This is a genomic window from Aquidulcibacter paucihalophilus (assembly GCF_002105465.1).
In the GTDB taxonomy this organism is placed as follows: domain Bacteria; phylum Pseudomonadota; class Alphaproteobacteria; order Caulobacterales; family Aquidulcibacteraceae; genus Aquidulcibacter; species Aquidulcibacter paucihalophilus.
In genome coordinates this window covers 1-13,681 of sequence record NZ_NCSQ01000144.1, presented here as the reverse complement: position 1 = coordinate 13,681, position 13,681 = coordinate 1, and the positions used below count along the sequence as shown (strand labels likewise).

Annotated in this window: 13 protein-coding genes; 5 read left to right on the top strand and 8 right to left on the bottom strand. The window is 54.0% G+C overall.

What is annotated here, in order from left to right; all coding sequences use genetic code 11:
* Positions 1 to 7 precede the first annotated feature (7 nt).
* Entirely contained in the window at positions 8 to 1,072 is a 1,065-nt protein-coding gene (locus tag B7364_RS09255; RefSeq protein ID WP_085339715.1) for an ester cyclase, read from the top strand.
* On the top strand, positions 1,069 to 1,803 hold the full coding sequence (locus B7364_RS09250; RefSeq protein ID WP_085339714.1) for a nuclear transport factor 2 family protein: 735 nt from the start codon (positions 1,069 to 1,071) through the stop codon (positions 1,801 to 1,803). The genes B7364_RS09255 and B7364_RS09250 overlap by 4 nt, the downstream gene beginning before the upstream one ends.
* A 186-nt stretch (positions 1,804 to 1,989) precedes the next feature.
* On the opposite strand, the gene B7364_RS09245 is transcribed toward B7364_RS09250, so the two are convergent.
* The 4 genes from B7364_RS09245 to B7364_RS09230 are packed head-to-tail and all read right to left on the bottom strand — an operon-like array spanning position 1,990 to position 7,551.
* The gene (locus tag B7364_RS09245) at positions 1,990 to 3,234 is read right to left on the bottom strand and encodes an ABC transporter permease (RefSeq protein WP_085339713.1); all 1,245 of its coding nucleotides are present in this window, start codon (positions 3,232 to 3,234) and stop codon (positions 1,990 to 1,992) included.
* A complete protein-coding gene (locus B7364_RS09240; RefSeq protein ID WP_085339712.1) occupies positions 3,231 to 4,679 on the bottom strand; it encodes an ABC transporter permease in 1,449 nt (482 codons plus the stop codon). The genes B7364_RS09245 and B7364_RS09240 overlap by 4 nt, the downstream gene beginning before the upstream one ends.
* Entirely contained in the window at positions 4,676 to 5,413 is a 738-nt protein-coding gene (locus tag B7364_RS09235; protein WP_085339711.1) for an ABC transporter ATP-binding protein, read from the bottom strand. Before B7364_RS09235 ends, B7364_RS09240 begins: the two co-directional genes overlap by 4 nt.
* Before the next feature lie 11 nt (positions 5,414 to 5,424).
* Positions 5,425 to 7,551 (bottom strand): TonB-dependent siderophore receptor, encoded by a 2,127-nt coding sequence (locus B7364_RS09230; RefSeq protein ID WP_085339710.1) that lies wholly within the window; start codon positions 7,549 to 7,551, stop codon positions 5,425 to 5,427.
* A 633-nt stretch (positions 7,552 to 8,184) separates the two neighbouring features.
* Here B7364_RS09230 and B7364_RS09225 point away from each other — a divergent pair.
* From B7364_RS09225 to B7364_RS09215, 3 genes are read left to right on the top strand one after another with little or no spacing between them, the layout of a single operon-like run.
* The gene (locus tag B7364_RS09225) at positions 8,185 to 9,495 is read left to right on the top strand and encodes a tyrosine-type recombinase/integrase (protein WP_085339709.1); all 1,311 of its coding nucleotides are present in this window, start codon (positions 8,185 to 8,187) and stop codon (positions 9,493 to 9,495) included.
* 20 nt (positions 9,496 to 9,515) lie between these two features.
* Entirely contained in the window at positions 9,516 to 9,824 is a 309-nt protein-coding gene (locus tag B7364_RS09220; RefSeq protein WP_332835082.1) for a type II toxin-antitoxin system RelE/ParE family toxin, read from the top strand.
* Positions 9,824 to 10,120, top strand: coding sequence for a HigA family addiction module antitoxin (locus B7364_RS09215; protein ID WP_085339707.1), 297 nt, complete (start codon positions 9,824 to 9,826; stop codon positions 10,118 to 10,120). Before B7364_RS09220 ends, B7364_RS09215 begins: the two co-directional genes overlap by 1 nt.
* A gap of 308 nt (positions 10,121 to 10,428) precedes the next feature.
* On the opposite strand, the gene B7364_RS09210 is transcribed toward B7364_RS09215, so the two are convergent.
* The 4 genes from B7364_RS09210 to B7364_RS09195 form a co-directional block, all read right to left on the bottom strand.
* Complete coding sequence (locus tag B7364_RS09210; protein WP_198534156.1) at positions 10,429 to 10,632, bottom strand: helix-turn-helix transcriptional regulator; 204 nt, start codon at positions 10,630 to 10,632, stop codon at positions 10,429 to 10,431.
* Positions 10,633 to 10,945: 313 nt separating this feature from the next.
* Positions 10,946 to 12,184, bottom strand: coding sequence for an ATP-binding protein (locus tag B7364_RS09205; RefSeq protein ID WP_085339705.1), 1,239 nt, complete (start codon positions 12,182 to 12,184; stop codon positions 10,946 to 10,948).
* Between the two features lie 153 nt (positions 12,185 to 12,337).
* On the bottom strand, positions 12,338 to 12,712 hold the full coding sequence (locus B7364_RS18005) for a helix-turn-helix transcriptional regulator (protein WP_085339704.1): 375 nt from the start codon (positions 12,710 to 12,712) through the stop codon (positions 12,338 to 12,340).
* A 229-nt stretch (positions 12,713 to 12,941) separates the two neighbouring features.
* Positions 12,942 to 13,586, bottom strand: a complete 645-nt coding sequence (locus tag B7364_RS09195; RefSeq protein ID WP_085339703.1) for a hypothetical protein — start codon at positions 13,584 to 13,586, stop codon at positions 12,942 to 12,944.
* Positions 13,587 to 13,681: the final 95 nt, after the last annotated feature.

Sequence of the window (13,681 nt, the reverse complement as noted above, 5' to 3'; positions counted from 1 at the left end):
GGCCACAATGAGCGCTTTGGGCCTTTATGGTCGAGACATAGCCGACCTGCTTGCGCCTCAAGGTGCACGCCGACAGCCCATGCAGGGCTTTGATCCGATTTATGTGGACATCATTGACTATATCATTCGCTGTACGCACCGAATTTGGGAGGAAAAGGACATTGGTCTTATCGCCACCCATTATAGTCCCGATTGTCCGATCCATTTGATGAGTGGCGATGTCGCTGGGGTTGAGGGTGTGATCACGGGCACGCTCAAAACCTTGCACAGCTTTCCGGATCGAACCTTGGTCGGCGAGGCGGTTATCTGGTCGGGGAATGAGACCGATGGCTATCATTCATCTCATCGCATCACGAGCCACGCTACCCATCAGGGCGACGGCGAATTTGGACCTGCGACCGGGCGCAGGGTCTGTTTCACGACCATTGCCGATTGCTTGTGCCTTGAAAACCGCATCGTCGAAGAATGGCTTGTCCGAGACAATGCCAAGATTGCCCGCGATTTGGGGACCAGCGCGAAGGCTTTAGGGCAGGCGCAAGCCAAGGTCTTGCCAGCGACCGATGCCGGGATCGCAGACTGGCGGGCAAAACTTATTGACGACATTCTTGGCCAGGGGCCATTGGACTTTAGAGACCCATCGTTTCCTGATCCAGCTCAAGATCCTGATGAGTTTGCCTACCTCGTGTTTCAGCAGATTTGGAACTTGCGTCGCTTATCGCGGGTGAGAGAGATCTATGCCCCCCATGCCCATTGGGCCGGGCCGGATGCCCGGCTGCTGTTCGGCCATGGCGAAATCGCAGGATGGATTGGCGCGATTTTGTCCATGTCTAAAGGTGCGCGGGTTCGCGTTGACCATATTGGATCCGTCACCGAAGGGCCCTTTACCGACATCGCAGTGCGTTGGAGCTTTGCCGGTACCCATGACAGCACGGGGCTATACGGCCCACCAACGGGTGTGCCGCTCTATATTCTGGCGATTAGCCATTGGCGCACCTTGGGCGGCGTCATTGTCGAAGAAACCACCATTTTCGACGAGATCGCCCTGTGGCATCAACTGAGCGGTGGAGCATGAGCGCCATGACCTTGGGCGAGATGTTGACTGAACTCTATGTCAACGAAAATGTCGGCGCGCTTGAACGACTTTATCTGCATCGGGCCACCCGACGTAGCCGCGGCGAACTTATCTTCGGGCGAGACGCCATCCGACAGCAAGCCCTAGCCGACCTCGCCGAGTTTTCAGGTTGGCACTTCCAAGTTAACGCCAGCACAGACGCGTTTGCAGATGTTGAGTGGTTATCGCCTGATGGCGCAACTATGCGGCGACACTACTGGATCACACTGGAAAATGGCCGAGTAGCTGCGGATAGAGTGATTGCGCTGCTGCCTCACGCGGAACCACTTCAGCAATATCATCAGCTGCTTGGTGAATTAGATTCAGGTCACGGGCAAGTCGGACCGGGTGACCTTGTTGGGTTCAGCTCGATCGCTCAATGTCTGCACAAGATTTGGAACGGCAGGCAGGTTGGGGTCCTAAACGCGCTTTATGATCTTGAAGCACGCTGGACTGGCCCCGGCTCAGAGGGCGGTCTGTTAGACCTCAAAAGCTGGTGGCTCGCACAATTCTTGGCTTTTCCACAATCCCATGTCCAATTTGAACGAGAACTGGCTTTCGAAGATACTCGAGCGCTCCTCTGGCAATGGGCCCGCATCGACATCCATGGGCGTCGCGACCGCGTTGCTGGCAGCACGTGCTTGCACCTGGTAGGCGACAGAATCGTAGAAGAGACCACACTCATTGAGTAAGGCGCGCCCTTCTTGGGGGCACACGCCGGGCGATGCCAGCTCGCTTTCGATTTTCGCCTTCTCTCTGCGTTGCGGCGCGGTTGGATTATTCACGTGCTCCGGGCAGGGCTCTTCTGCCCGCAGACCGATATCGCACGGATCGCAGCCTTGCCTGTATCACCTTTGTTCAGCTTCAGAGTGCTTATCTCACCGGCCGACGAACTTTGGCGCTGCGTCAAAGTCGGACGGTGTGAAAGGCTTATCGGTGAAGAGGAAAGGGTAATAATAGGTTCGAAGCTGGGTGTGATAAGCTCGCACGCGTTCTTGATAAGCCAAGTGTGCTGCTACATCCGTGCGAGCAAGGCGGTGTAGACCGCGCTGGATCGCGATAGGCGGCAGAGCGAGGGCGACAAGTCCTGCCCGGGTATCACGCGAAGCGATTCCTTCGCGATAAGCACGAGACATTGGAGCAACCTGTTCATCACCTAAGTGCTGGAAAGCATAGTACCACTTCCACTCAAACGGCCTTTGCATGGGCGGTGATTTAGCATATTCTGGATAGAGCTTGTAAAAACGCTGCAGGGTCGCTTCGCGATCTAGGTCCCAAGCATCATGCACTGCCTCGCGATTTTCGCGCATGATCGCAGCCCCATCTGGAATGGGCGTTGTGGCATTGATAACGAGATTGGAGCCAGCGGGCGCAATCAACGTAACCACAAACCAGATGGTGGCCAGCATGGCGGCATTGGTTGGCGAGCTTGCTCCGGCTTGTGCGACAAGGCTTGCAATGACGGTCCAAAACCCAAGCAGGACAAGGATGAGTGCCGTGAAGGCGAGCGTCTCGCCAAGTCCAGCACCGCTTACGGCAGCACCGATCCAGAAGACCACTATGAGAATCGCGCTGACCAAACCAAAGCGTGCCGCAATGCGGGGGATCCAAAGGCGCGTTCGGGCTTTTGGCATGACTTGCAAGCTCGACAGGCGTCCTGCCTCGCGTTCACCAGACCACAGGTCATAGAAGAGAACAATCAGAACCAAAGGTGCTAAATAGATCGCTACGAAGGCAAAATCGAAGCGGCCGGGTAAGGTCAGTTCGGGGTTTTGCGCTTCATTCTCATGAATTTGGCCCTCTAAAGCCAAAGCCCGAATACGCAGCACAGAGGGGGCAATATCGCGCTGGCCAAGGGCAGCAAAAGCAAGCGGGGCTGGCGGGTCCCAGGTGGGGTGAAAGCGATAATAGGCCGCGTCACCCGCCTCTGTCGCAAAGACTTTGATTGCAGCCGTATCCTTCTCTTGCAGCGCGATAACTTCGGTGATGGCGGCCCTTTGCTTCGCAACTTCCTGTAGCCCAAGCCCAACAGACCCGGCCGCCAAGGCGGCTAGGAGTGCAATCGCCCAAAGGCTTGCCCGCTGGCGCAATAGAAAGCCAATTTCTCGCCAGAAATGTTTCATAGAGCCCTGGCTCCTAGGGTGCGGGCACCAAAGCCTGCCAAAACGACCAAGGCAGCAAGCCAGGCTGCGAGCTTCAGGATTGGGGAGACGGCATTTGAGAAGCGCTCTGCGGTGCTGGTAGGTTTGAACCTAAAGTCAGGGGCTTTTGCCCAATAGTCCGCAGCGATTCGGGTGCGTTGTTCGGCTTGTCGATCCTTCGAGCGCGCCGCATCATCGGCAAGCTTTAGTTTATCGCGGTGGAGACCGTTGAGATATTGGACCATGGCGAAGCGATGGGCCTCACTTTGCTGCAGAAAGCGCAAATGGGTTTCAAGATCGGTTCCCGCTCCTGCCATCGAGACGCGGCGAACCGCCAAGGCTGGGCTTAAAATTGAAAGATACGACACGATTTGGCTTTGAGCGCGTTGGGTTGCGGCCAAGTCGGCAAAGTGCTTGTCGAACAGTCTGGAGGTCAGCGCCTCCCCTTCGGCAGAAACGGCCCCTCGGAAGTTGAAGGGGAGGTCCTCAATCTTTGTTACGCCGTACTGGGCCAGTGTCCGAGCTTTAAAGGCACCAAAGAAGGGATCGTCTGGATTATGGCTATCGCCCAATTCGCGCAGCTCTGCTTGAATCCTTAAATCGGTTGCGGCACGGGTGTCTAAAGGCATCAAGCGGCTTGCCAGTTCGGCAGCCCCACGCGGGGCAATGATGGCGACAAAGCACCATATTCCAATCAAGATCAGCAAAGCAGCTTGCCCTGATCGGGCCAGAGCTGAAGCGGAAACGATCCCAAGAACCCAGATCGCCACATAAAGGCCGTAGCCAAGCCCGATCATGGCTGCAGCAACGGCTTCGCTCGGCATCGCGATGGCCATTAGAATGAGGGCTAACCAGGCCGGTGCTAGAGCAGCAAAACCAACCGCACCAAGTGCAAGTGTCTTGCCAAGGACTAAATCTCTTGGCGTCACTCCAGAAGACAATAGCAGACGGAGGCTACCTCGCGTGCGCTCCCGCGTGATCATCGAGAAGCCTAGAAAGGTCAATAGAAGTGGGGCAAGCGTTTGTAGAACAAAGGCCGGCGTCAATTGACCAAAGCGCATCAGACTGGAGTTTTCGCGCACAGCCGAAATGGTTGCACTGTTTTGACGATGGCCCTCGAGATAAAGCGTTGTGCCGCTAAACGGGTCAATCCCCGGATCAAACCCGGCAAGTGAGCCAATCGGACGATAAACATAGCTGCCATAATGCACCATACGGTGTGGGTGGCGGGCAGGTTGGGCTTCAAACAGCGCGTCAGTTTGGGTCTGATTGGCAAGGCGGTTTTGACGCTCTTGTGCCATATGGGCGTGCGAGCTTGCTGCAGCGATAGTCGACAAAAGCGCTAAGGCGATCACGCCAATCAAGGCCACGCGTGAACGTATCATGAGGGCAAGTTCCGCCCGTGCGATCAAGCGGGCGCGTTTCATGCAGGGGTGTTTCCGAGGCGCGCTTGGGTGAAGGCACCATAGAGGGATTGCAAGTCAAACCTTGGGCTCGTCTGTTGGGCTTGCCATTGGGAAGCCAGTTTTCCGTCCATCATCAGGCCGATTGTGTCAGCGACATCAATGGCACCCAACAAGTCATGCGTCACCATCAAAATCGCTACATCCTTGGTCTTGAGGTCCACCAAGAGGGCATGGAAATCCTGTGTTGCTTGTGGATCGAGCCCGCTCGTCGGTTCATCCAGCAGAAGCACGGGGGTTCGACGTAGCAGGGCCAGTGCGATCGCTGTTTTCTGGCGCATCCCTTTGGAGAAAGTGGATAAGCGTTGATCATGGGCGGCAGAAGCCAGCCTGACTTGCGCAAAGGACGCGTCAATTTGGGCTTTAGACCGTGATTGACCGGCAAGGCTTAGGAAGTAGTCCACATTCTCCCGCGCGGTGAGATGTTCATAAAGGGCTATCGTTTCGGGCAAATAGGCGATCGCGTCCCGCACAGCATCGGGCTGATTGGCGGGGTCTTTGCCATCAACCAGAACCTGCCCGCTTGTGATGGGCAAAAGGCCCAACGTGGCAAACAAGGCTGTGGACTTTCCCGCGCCATTGCCGCCCAAAAGCGCATAAATATGCCCCGCTGGTACTGTCAGGGTCAAACCATCGAGCACGGTTTTCGAGCCGCGTCGAACCACAACATCCCGCAGCGATAAACCCCCGTCCCCCATCCGATCACCCCTTAGAAGCTGTAGCGCAAAGCCAAGGTCACATTACGTGGGGCACCTGGGGCAACCCAAAGCCTGCTGAATGAATTGGTGTAGAAAGTGGTGTCGGCGACATTATTGACCTGGCCATAGAGTTCCAAATTATCGGTTAGGTCATAGGTCGCAAACAAGCGCAGCGTCGTATAGGCGGGCAACTCAAAAGTCGTTGCCGTTTCTCCGAGACGTTCGCCCACATAGAGCAATCCGCCGCCGAGCTCTAACTCGCGCCCACCTAACTCAAACTCTTTCGAGACAAGCGCACTCACCGTATGCTCTGGTACATTGATTAGGCGGTCGCCTTTTTTAATGAGCGCAGCAAAATTAGGATCAAGCCCATCCTTGGCCACTTGCGCATCCACATAGGCGTAAGAGACTCTGAGATCGAGTTCGCCAGGTAGCTCTGCGGTCACGTCAATTTCAAGGCCACGGCTCTCGGCCTCGCCGATGGCGAGAGAAAAGCCCGCATTGACTGGATCTGCCGTGATGATGTTCGTCTTTGTCATGGAGAAGGCTGCAAAGGTCGCCTCCAGATCGCCATCGAGAAGCGTGATCTTACTACCCACTTCGACGGATTCAGATTCCTCTGGGGCAAAGGCCTTGCCTGCAAAATCTGTTCCCGAATTGGCCCTAAAGCCTTGTCCATATGACCCATAAAGGGTGAAGACCTCATTGGCTTCAAAGACAAACCCAACTTGTGGGCTGAATTTGGTATCGCTGAACGAGGTAGTGCTATTGTTCGCTCGGTTCAGGCCGTCGGCAGAAAAATCATCATATCGCCCGCCTATACGAATATGCAGTCTATCCCCCAGTTTGATCTGGTCTTGGATATAAAAGCCCCAAGCCTTTTGCTCATCCAAGCGATTGATTTGAGGACCCGGCGTTGGAAGCGGAAACTGGCCATAGACCGGATTGAATATATTGATCACATTGCCCGCAGCAGCGCTTGGGTTTCCGGCAAGCGAAGGCGGCCGAAAGCGCAAAAACAGCTGGTCGTTGGAGAATTGATCATAGTCAAAACCCGCCAAGATTCGGTGCTCGAGTGCGGCGGTCTCAAACCGCCCAGTAATCTCGGCGCGATAGACGATATGTTCGGCTTCATAATCGCGGAAGCGACGCTGGCGCGACAAGGTTTGCCCATCCACAAAAAAGCGTTGCCGCGCCGTGGCCAGCTCAGCTTCAGTTGAGAAACCCTCTAGATCGGTGGCGCGATAGCCGGCGCCAATCAAAAGGCTCCAGTCGTCATTTAAATCATGTTGAAGCTGAAGTTGGTGGCCGGTCGCATCTGCTTGCAATGGCCCATCGCCGGGCTCGCCCAAAAAGCGCGAGCTTGGGATTACACCCAGTTGATTGTTGAAAGAGACCACGCCACGATCAAAGGGAAGTTCTTGACGGGTGATTTCGCCTTCATAGGACAGGCTGGTTCGTGGCGTGATGCGCCATTGTGCGACAGGAAAAATGCCCGAGCGTGTGGTTTCAAGTGTGTCGCGAAAGCTGTCGCTTTGCTCGTAAAAGCCGCCCAATCGCACCGCTACCTTGTCGCCTAAGGGGCCCGTCCAGTCGCCGTCCAATCGGACTTTGTCAAAGCTGCCCAGTGCGAGGCCAATCGTACCTTCCGACTCAAGCTTGGGTTTCTTGGTAACAAGATTGATGGTGCCTCCGGGTTCGCCCCGGCCGAAGACGGCTGCTGAGGGGCCCTTCAAAATCTCAATCCGCTCAATCCCAACAATGTCGCGGGGGCCGCCAAAGCCCCTGCCAGCATTAAAGCCATTCACGAGATAGCCACTTGGCAAATTTTCATCGCCCGCAAAACCACGCACCGCAAAATTATCCCACAGGCCACCGAAATTATTCTGGCGCGCCATGGAGGCTGACAAGTCTAACGCATCCGACAGTCGGGTGATGCCAACCTCTTCCAAAGTATCCGCCTCCAAAATATCGACAGATTGCGGCGTCAGTTTCAAGGGAATATCAGCCCGATAGGCTTGGCGTTGGGCTGTGACAACGACGGTTTCGTCGGTTTCCGGGGCAGCAAAGGCCGAGACGGGAAGTAATGCGACAGCAATGAAGGTGCTGGTCAAAAATGAAAGTCGGCGGGTTGTCATCGTGCCTCAGTGCCTCTGAAATTGGTTGGCATAAGTGTTCAAACACTTTTCTGGCGGGTTGTTACATTATCACATAACAGATGTCAGGGGGGCGTAGGCAGAAGCCTGCGGTTGTGTGATCACATGGTCGCGAGACATAGGCGTGTGATAGACAAAGATGCAGCACGCTGGTCCAAGGGCTGGCCATCCCGCACCCGTTCATCCTCCCCCTGCCGAACCAGACCGCGCGCCAGCAGACATAGACGCGTTCAATCTTGCGCTTGAAACGACCTGAGTGAGACGAGCGCCTCGAAAGCCTAGCTAACAGCGAGACTATGCCATCTCGGTTTTGGGAGATCAAAAAATGGAGCGGGCGATGAGATTCGAACTCACGACATCCACCTTGGCAAGTTTGAACGCATAGATCTATGGTTGATTTTAGCTTGTCATAGCTTTTAAAGACTAACTTGATTTTACAAAGACTTAAGCGCACTTTTCGCCAGCGCTTGTGATGGCTTGTCAGGGCTTATTTTTAAGTTGGTAGCTGAGTGGTAGCTGGCGCGGCACAAAATTTGCGACGAACTCACACATTCTCACCTCTGTTGTGGTCATGTGTTTGGAGCAGACACCGCTATGAATTGAAGGATAAGCCAGATGTCGACTACCCCTTTGAAGGCTCGGTTGACCAAGCGATTGGTCGATAGCGCAGCACCAACAAGTAACGGTGAATTCAGGATCTGGGACGCCAGTGTTCGGGGTTTCTTTTTGCGGGTCTGGCCCGGTGGTCGAAAGACCTATTGCCTAAAGGCTCGTGCGAACGGGGTGCAGCGTTGGGTCACGATCGGTGAGCATGGGGCACCTTGGACGCCTGAGATGGCACGCGACAAAGCGCTAGAGTTGATTACCGCACTCAATCGAGGTGAAGATCCAAGTTCCATACTGGGCAAAGCGGCTAATTCGGATACTCCTTCACCGAGTATTGCCGAACCAAAAGCTCTCCAGCCAACAACGATCTCAGAGCTGTTTGATTTCTATTTGCGGGAGGGCCCCCAAGATAAGCCTTTGAAGCGGGAATCGTCATGGGGCGTTGATCGCAGCTGCTATCTTCGCCACATCCAGCCTTTGCTGGGAGACAGGGTCGCCGCTCATTTGAGGCCGTCAGATCTGGCAGCCTTTCAAGCGAAAGTCGCTGCAGGGGAAACGTCCGCTGACATCAAGACCAAGAAACAGGGAAGGGCCATCGTCACAGGCGGTCCGGGTGTGGCTGCGCGGGCCATGCGATGTTTGTCGGCCATGCTTAATTGGGCCATCTGGCGGGAGCTTCTTAAAGATAACCCAGCCAAGCACGTTCAAAAGTATCGTGATGCGGAGCGTGATCGTCCGCTTACAGAAGATGAGGCCCGACGAGTTTGGGCAGCGCTAGATGACGCAGAAGCAGCATGGCTCTTAACGCGAGACATGGCGGACATCATCCGCCTCATCATGTTGACTGGCGCTCGCCGAAACGAAATCGTGGAACTGCAATGGTCGGAGGTAGATCTCGGCCGATCCAGATTGGTGCTACCTCCTGTCCGAACCAAAATGGGTGGACTCAATCGATCACGTATCATCGCTTTATCTGATCCCGCGCGTTTGATTATTGAAAAGCGTACGCCAGGACGTGGGACTTGGGTATTTATGTCAGAACGGGTTGATAAGCCTCTAGTTGGCGTCAATCGTGCTTGGGAAAAGGTTCGCGCAATCATCGGTCTGCCCGATGTCCGACTTCACGACTTACGCCACAGCTTTGCAACCTTTGCAGTTGAGGGCGGCGCGTCGCTTTATGTTGTTGGCAAATCTCTGGGGCATCGAAAGAGTGTTTCAACTGAGCGCTATGCCCATATTGGCGATCTGCCCCAGCGCGGTGTCGCCGACCTAGTCGCATCCCGGATCGTCACGCCACGCGCAGATCAAGGTGACAATTGACAATTGTCGCTTGACATTCCATGGTCTGCGGAGTATGCGAAATGGAGATAGGGAGCGTTCGAAACAAAGCACTATTGGCCTTTTTGGAAACCGGCAAGTCCAAAGGGCTGCCAAGCAACCTTGTCGAGAGGCTGCGCAGAATGCTGGTCTGGCTTGATGCAATTGATCAAGCCAATGACCTATATGTGCCTCCAAATTACGGAGCGCATCAGTTGGCTGGAGATCGCGCAGGAGTTTGGTCGCTTACTGTCAGCCGGAACTGGCGTATGACTTTTCGAGTAAGCGAAAGCCTTATAATTGAGGACTTGGATTTGGAGGATTATCACTAATGGCAATCAAATTGCACGATAGTTTTGCCATGCATCCCGGCTCATGGCTCCGCAACGAGATCATCGAGGCCCACGGTTTGTCAGTGACCGATGCAGCCAGTCATCTCGGCGTGACGCGTCAAGCACTAACCAATCTCTTGACTGGGAAAGCTGGATTGTCAGCAGAAATGGCTATCCGTTTTGAAAAGGTATTTGGCACGCGTGCTCAGACGTTGCTCAAGATGCAGCTTAGCCATGAGTTAGCCCAGGCTCGTGCCAATGAGGATGGCATTAAGGTCAATCCACTGGCCGCATAATCGCGCAGATGCAAGTTGAGTTCATGATCCACTGTCTTGGCAAACAGCAATTGTCCCAAACCGCCTTTTCGGCAAGATCAAAATAATGCCGATAAAGAAGAAATCCAAAATTCCTTTAGTCCAAGCCCCGTGTTCGACCTGCCGGAGGCTAGGTCGAGAGGTGATAACGGGACGCGCCCCGCGTCCCGACACTTGCATGTGCGCCAGAGCGTGAAGGGCGGGTCAAGGTGGGCCGAGCCCCCTTCAAGAAGGTTACCTTGACGCGCCCAAACGCTCTGGCATTTGGCGAAGATTGACGTTGCAAGAGCCTACCGTCCGTATTGGCTGGTATTGGCGAACATGCGCTCCTGCGCCCACACATCAAGCGCGGTGACGAGATAACGGATCAACCGGGGGCCATATTTGATAAAGGGAGGGCCTTCACCGGTTACGCGCCAGCGGTTCAAAGTGTGCTTGGAAATCTTCAAATGGGCGGCGGCATCTTCGACGGTCAGAAGTGTGTCTGTATTCATGAGTTTCATCCTCTATCAGGCTCGACAAGCATCGCGAAACTGCGATCTCGTAAGGCCAAGAAAAATCATAAAAACCACACTAATCCAGTATGTTCACCAAAATCGGGAAGCCCAAAAAACGGGACTTATCCACCTGATATCCACAGTTGGATCGATCTGTTTCGAAGGGTTCCAGCACGCACCGGCGTAGCCAATTGTGACCCTCCATGCCCCATCGCCACAATACGCCTCAGAGGGGAAATTGGGGGTGCAACGGGCAAGATTAGAGGCCTCAGAAGTAAAATTTCGACAGTCTGACTGCAAAAAAGCTTGGCTAGGACCATAAAATGCTGACGGGTGCTGTGAAGATACGTTCGCTTACCTCTTGGACGCAATCACCGTCATGAAGAACAATGCCAAGCTTAAATTGGTTTTGAGCTGTATCGCGTAGTTTTGTCAGACCTCTGATGTCTGCAGGTCTGATTGTTGCGCTCGCTTTGACTTCGATCCCAATCAGATGGCCTGGAGACCGCTCTAGTACAAAGTCCACTTCCACTTGGTCCTTGTCCCGATAATGACTGATAGAGGTGTGGCGGGCAGTTAAGCTCGCAGCTTTGCGCAATTCACCAAAGACGAAGGTCTCCAACAATGGGCCAAAGAGCTGTCTGTCGCGTTCAAGTTTCGCATGATCAATATTTTGCAACGCTGCAACCAAACCAGAATCGAAGAAGTGTACCTTGGGCGCGCGCACAAGCCGCTTCAGGGCATTAGAATGCCATGCTGGAACTCGAGTTATCAGGAAAAGGCGCTCCAGTAGGCCAAGCCATCTTTCGATAGATTTTGCGTCTACCCCAATAGTACTCCCCAATGCTGAAAGGTTTAGCAATTGGCTTGCTCGCACAGCCAGATTGTTGACCAGTGCCAACATCTGATCGGGCTTCGTGATAAGCGCCAACTCGCCCACATCCCGCAAAGCAAGTGATTGAGCATACGACAAGAGCCAGTCTGAACGACGCTTAGCATTGGCGCGAGCAAGCGCCTCTGGATAACCTCCGGCAAGGACAATCTCGGCTAGATTGCTAGTGGCGAACTTCGGAGTCTGGCGCGTGATGAGTCCTTCAAAGGCGTTATCCAGAAACTGAGATGGTCCTGATTGAGCAAGCTCGCTCTGCGACAACGGCAACAATTCAATGGTCTCGACTCGGCCAGCCAACGAGTCAGGCGTAACGCTTGAGCCAAATAGATCGGCCGATCCCGTGAGCAGAAACCTGCCGAAGCGCTGATCTTCATCAACCGTTTGCTTGATTGCCAAAACTAAATCGGGAGCTCGTTGAATTTCGTCGATTACGGCCCGATCTAGGCGACGGATAAAGCCGGTTGGGTCTGAGTTCGCAAATGCGCGGGTTTGGTTATCGTCGAGGGTCAGAAACTCCAGACCCTCGCGTTTGGCTATCGCCTTAGCTAGTGTTGTTTTGCCCGATTGTCGTGGCCCCACGAGTGCGACAACACGTGTATCAGAAAGCGCGAGGTCCACTAGGTTTGCAGCGTGGCGAGAGAGAAGTTGGCTTGTCATAAGCTTGATGTCCGGGACGGTCGCTAGAGTGCGTTGATTCTTGTTGGGACAAGTCTATACTACCGTCCAATACGGAATGAAAGTGCGTCTAATCCGGAATCATAGCCCGTCTATTCCCGCATGAAACGGCACTGTCTTAATCAATCGAGCTAACTAAGTTATTCTTTCAGCAATCCAGTCAGACAGATCGGTCCTTCTATAGCCAATGGCTCTGCCGCCTAATCGCACAAATCGTGGTCCATCTCCCCGCATCCGCCATTTCTTCAAAAGGCTGAGTGAGACCGACAATAGCGACGCGGCTTCGACTGGCCGCACGACTTCAGGGGGAAGGGTCCCGAGACTCTTGCGCGGCGGCGGTTCTACTTTGACCGGTGCGCGAGGATGCTTCGGTGAGACATCAGATTTGGAAAGCAGGGCAGCCGCAACGGGCAACGCTTTCACCGCCTTTGGCTTCTGGCCGAGCGCCAAACTCTCTCCAAACAAACCAAGCTGGCGCTGATCCACATCTGCTCTGAGCCGTCTTCCCATTAGACATCTCCGCGTTCGGAGTTGGGCAGGAGCAAGTTTTGGGCCAATCGTTTTGCACTGTGCGGCTTCGTGTCAGCTACGGTTTTGGTAGGCATAAGCGTAAACTCGTGGCTGACCATTCAGTGTGATGGTTCGGGACTGAGTCGATTACCGGCTTTCCTTGCCTTTTGGGCAAACTTGAAGCCTTTTAAAGTCACTGGCTGATAGCGTGTCGCCAGTCACGCCCGCCTTATTGTAAGGGAACTACTGGCGGTGGCTGACAAGCCCCGGGAGCAATAGCTAACGAATACGGCTTCTCAAAGCAATTTCGGAGGCCAATCAATGCGCGCGCATTAATCAGATTTCTTTGGCCAGCTTTTCTTCGGAGTGTATCGATCGACTGATCAAGTATAATTGGCTCTTTGTTCAGAAACGCCCAAGACCCCAAAGCATAGGAATTCCAATCGAAATTGTCTGACTCTGCGCTTTCTTCAGGTGACCTAAGTGTCGAAAGGAATAGTAAAGAAGCAACCTCGTAGTTTCCAAGATGAGCTTTGTGCTGGCCGAGATGCCATATCAATACATCGACTTCGCGCTGAGCGAGACCTTTATGCTCAACAAGATAACGCTCGGTGATATAGGCAGCTTCGGCATGACAGCCCTTCATCGCAAGCTCTCTAGCCGATGCAGGGTGCCCACCTGTTTGGTCAAAGGCACGAAAGTCTAACAAAAGGGCTTCTGCTTTTTGCTGACTGGAAGTGTAACACGCTTTTGGGGTGCCTGAAGTGTTGACATTCTTCGCAAATGTCGATCCATTCGACTGACAAGAAGATATTAAGAAACAAATAGATAACAACAGAGTCGGCACCAAAAAAGATTTGCTGAAATTCTTCATCCCCTCCTCCGCAACACTTCTATTCACCTAGATTGGTAATCTTAGCAGCTTGGACCTTGACCTGAGCCCTTAGGGTCCCTCGTTCTTTATGAGAG

Excerpts from the sequence above, each read along its gene's own strand:
- B7364_RS09225 (WP_085339709.1), top strand. The coding sequence starts at position 8,185 with ATGTCGACTACCCCTTTGAAGGCTCGGTTGACCAAGCGATTGGTCGAT.
- B7364_RS09235 (WP_085339711.1), bottom strand. The coding sequence starts at position 5,413 with ATGGGGGACGGGGGTTTATCGCTGCGGGATGTTGTGGTTCGACGCGGC.
- B7364_RS18005 (WP_085339704.1), bottom strand. The coding sequence starts at position 12,712 with ATGGGAAGACGGCTCAGAGCAGATGTGGATCAGCGCCAGCTTGGTTTG.
- B7364_RS09255 (WP_085339715.1), top strand. The coding sequence starts at position 8 with ATGAGCGCTTTGGGCCTTTATGGTCGAGACATAGCCGACCTGCTTGCG.
- B7364_RS09195 (WP_085339703.1), bottom strand. The coding sequence starts at position 13,586 with ATGAAGAATTTCAGCAAATCTTTTTTGGTGCCGACTCTGTTGTTATCT.
- B7364_RS09205 (WP_085339705.1), bottom strand. The coding sequence starts at position 12,184 with ATGACAAGCCAACTTCTCTCTCGCCACGCTGCAAACCTAGTGGACCTC.
- B7364_RS09245 (WP_085339713.1), bottom strand. The coding sequence starts at position 3,234 with ATGAAACATTTCTGGCGAGAAATTGGCTTTCTATTGCGCCAGCGGGCA.
- B7364_RS09210 (WP_198534156.1), bottom strand. The coding sequence starts at position 10,632 with ATGAATACAGACACACTTCTGACCGTCGAAGATGCCGCCGCCCATTTG.
- B7364_RS09220 (WP_332835082.1), top strand. The coding sequence starts at position 9,516 with ATGGTCTGCGGAGTATGCGAAATGGAGATAGGGAGCGTTCGAAACAAA.
- B7364_RS09215 (WP_085339707.1), top strand. The coding sequence starts at position 9,824 with ATGGCAATCAAATTGCACGATAGTTTTGCCATGCATCCCGGCTCATGG.
- B7364_RS09250 (WP_085339714.1), top strand. The coding sequence starts at position 1,069 with ATGAGCGCCATGACCTTGGGCGAGATGTTGACTGAACTCTATGTCAAC.
- B7364_RS09230 (WP_085339710.1), bottom strand. The coding sequence starts at position 7,551 with ATGACAACCCGCCGACTTTCATTTTTGACCAGCACCTTCATTGCTGTC.
- B7364_RS09240 (WP_085339712.1), bottom strand. The coding sequence starts at position 4,679 with ATGAAACGCGCCCGCTTGATCGCACGGGCGGAACTTGCCCTCATGATA.